The 2824-nt window shown below is 49.5% G+C and carries 3 protein-coding genes and 1 pseudogene; all 4 read right to left on the bottom strand.

Annotation, left to right across the window (positions count from 1 at the left end):
- Window positions 1–284: PrgI family protein (locus tag OCV96_RS18395; protein WP_262595111.1), on the bottom strand; the 284-nt coding region annotated here is incomplete at its 3' end.
- Between the two features lie 20 nt (window positions 285–304).
- On the bottom strand, window positions 305–1174 hold the full coding sequence (locus OCV96_RS18400; protein ID WP_002576236.1) for a VirB6/TrbL-like conjugal transfer protein, CD1112 family: 870 nt from the start codon (window positions 1172–1174) through the stop codon (window positions 305–307).
- 69 nt (window positions 1175–1243) lie between these two features.
- Window positions 1244–1462 carry a Maff2 family mobile element protein gene (locus OCV96_RS18405; protein ID WP_003525154.1) on the bottom strand — a complete coding sequence of 73 codons (219 nt, stop codon included), beginning with the start codon at window positions 1460–1462 and terminating at the stop codon, window positions 1244–1246.
- Between the two features lie 216 nt (window positions 1463–1678).
- A pseudogene (locus tag OCV96_RS18410) lies at window positions 1679–2746 on the bottom strand (VirD4-like conjugal transfer protein, CD1115 family); the annotation flags it as partial.
- Window positions 2747–2824 lie beyond the last annotated feature (78 nt).

Here is a 2824-nt window from a genome sequence, read left to right on the forward strand (position 1 = left end):
GGTCGCTGCTTTGGACGGATCACAGATATTTTGAGAATGTTGCCCACGATCTTTTCCAGGGGCTGTCCATGCTTTTCGTACATAGCCAGCATAAAGAAGGGCAGCATAACCAGCATCATACACATAGCCGCTACACTGTTTCCGGTAGGTTTTCTGAGCAAAAAGAAAAGCGGTACGCCAATAAGTGCTCCGCCCGTGAAGCAGATAAGCTGCCGCTTGGTCAGATTGAACATGACCTTTGTTTTGACTTTTGTTAAGTCCTTGGGTACGGGTACATAAGCCACTGTGGAAACCTCCTTCCGTTTTAGTGCGCCTGAAAGACTGATTTGGCGAGACTGCCGGTTTTGAACAGCGTAAAACATAGCAGTACGGTGTAGCCCACGCAGCTCCAGATTGCCATGATGATGTCATCTTCCAGAGCGATGTTCTGCACCAGCACAGCATAAATTGCCACGCAGACGATAATGAGAAACGCCTGAAAGCCCAGTGCCAGCAGGGATCGGAGGTAATTCTGTCCCATACCGCCCCATTCTTTGCCCATCATTGCAGCCATTGGAACGGGAGCCACCGAAGTTACAAGGTAGATCTCGATCATACGGCCATAAATAACGATAAAGATACAGATATACAACGCCCACATGGTAATGCCAATAAAGAGGGATTGGAACCACAGTCCGAACAGCGGTCCCAAATCCATTTCCATCAGCCTCGGTTCCAGATCGGTCATAACTGAGGAAATGTCAATGGACGCATCCGAATTGATAATCCCTGCCGCCTGCGCCACCACGCTCTGCGCCATATCAAAGACGCCCATCACGATATTCCATGTGTTTGTGACAATGAGGATGGCGGCAGCTGATTTGAACACCCACTTGAAAATCATCCAGGTATCCACATCATGCAGGTTGTTCTTGTCTGCAATCATCTGGATCAGGTCTACGGTCATCACGATAGCCAGGATCACACCTGCAATCGGCACCATGATGGAGTTTGACAGATTCTCAATCATATTGAAAATACTGCCATTCCATCCCTGTGGGGTCTGTCCTACCTGTACGGATATATCCGCGACCTGTTGGTTTACGCTGTCAAACATCCCCGAAAGGTTGCTCATAATACCGCCCACCAGCATTTCTTTCAGCCAATTTGTCAGGGCTTCAAGTAAGAAATCCATACGGTGTCAACCTCCTTTCCGCCGCCCCCGCAGAGCTGCGGGAGCGGCAAGGATTTCATACGGAGACGCTTAGACAGAGAACAGCCCGGAGAGCAGAGGTACAAGAACCATACCAACAACGGCTACACCAGCACCGGCCATAAGCTGCTTCATGCCCTGAGATTTAGCGCCAGGGTTGTCGTTGCCGTAACCTTCCAGCAGGTTGATGACACCCCAGATACCAAGACCAGCGCCCAGAGCGATAACGAGCGTCTGAAGAACGGTAATTGCCTGTTCAAAAAATGCCATAAATAATATTAGCCGGAATCATTTGAATGATTAGTTAGGTTTGTTTCATAAGCGCACAAAAGCCGGAACAATCTGCCCTCGATATATGAGAGCCTGATTCCGGCTGTCCTCCTTTTTCATTATTTTGTTGATGATTGCCCGCTTTGTACGCCAATGGCCTCAACAGAGGCAGTTGCGGCAAATAGATACGATCACTCCTTTCTCAGCGGAACCGTATTACACGCCCTCCGTGTCTACTTCATATACATCGCAGACCTCATCAGGCTTGAGTTTTAGTCTGGCAGACAAAAATGCTTCAATATCAAAGGTATTTCGCTTGTCTGCATCAGCTGTGTATTTGAAATTAGGGTGTCTGGTAATGTCATACTTGTCTGAAAGAAACGGACGCACACCGCGCAACTGCAAGATGCACTTGCCGCCATCCATAACTGCCAGCTCGTCCTGGCTCATCAGCTCTTTTCCCAATTTCTGATAGTTGAGCGAGTGGGAGGTCTCCCGTCCCCGGCTCTCTCCGGTGTTGTAAGTGTCTATGGTCTCCTTTCCCAGAACAGCCGCCAGCTCTTTCAGCGTTGTTGGCTCTTTGCCACCCAGGAAGATGGAAGTATCCATATTGCCGATGATGGTATCAGCATTATCTTTGTAAATTGCCTTGAGCTGGCTCTGTGCCTGCAACACCAGACAGGCAGAGATTTCACGGCTTCGGATGGTGGCCACCAGCTTTTCCAGCTTCGGAATCTGCCCGATGTTAGCACACTCATCAATCAAACAGCGCACATGAACCGGAAGCCTGCCGCCATACACATCATCGGCCTTTTCACAAAGCAGGTTGAATAACTGGGTGTAGCACATGGAAATGAGAAAGTTAAAACTGTCATCCGTATCACTCATAATGAGGAACAGAGCCGTTTTTCTGTCTCCCAGCGTATCCAGTTCCAACTCATCGTAGGATGTAACCTCGCGCAGCTCCGCAATATCAAATACGGCCAGACGCGCACCGCAGGAAATCAAAATCGACTTAGCGGTTTTGCCGGCTGCCAGCTTATATTTCTTATACTGCCGCACTGCGAAGTGGTTTGGCTTTTCCGATTCCAGTGCATCAAACATCAGGTCTACGGGGTTTTTGAACTCCTCGTCATCCTCACGGACTTCCATGGCGTTGATGAACTCGATGAGGGTGGAGAAGTTTTGCTCCTCCACCGGAGCCTCATAATGGATATAGCCAATCAACGCGCAATACAGCAATGTTTCCGCCTTGACCCAGAAATCGTCTCCGGCCTTGCCTTCGTAGAGTAGGAATGAGCCGCCTTGCGGCATTACTGCCGTAGGTTTGCCCAAACCCCTCCCAGAACCGGACGTACACCT

The sequence above is a fragment of the Waltera acetigignens genome, from assembly GCF_025567015.1.
Classification (GTDB): Bacteria; Bacillota; Clostridia; order Lachnospirales; family Lachnospiraceae; genus Acetatifactor; species Acetatifactor acetigignens.

What these genes read in the sequence shown, in the direction of transcription:
- OCV96_RS18400 (WP_002576236.1), bottom strand. Translation starts at nt 1,174, where the DNA reads ATGGATTTCTTACTTGAAGCCCTGACAAATTGGCTGAAAGAAATGCTG.
- OCV96_RS18405 (WP_003525154.1), bottom strand. Translation starts at nt 1,462, where the DNA reads ATGGCATTTTTTGAACAGGCAATTACCGTTCTTCAGACGCTCGTTATC.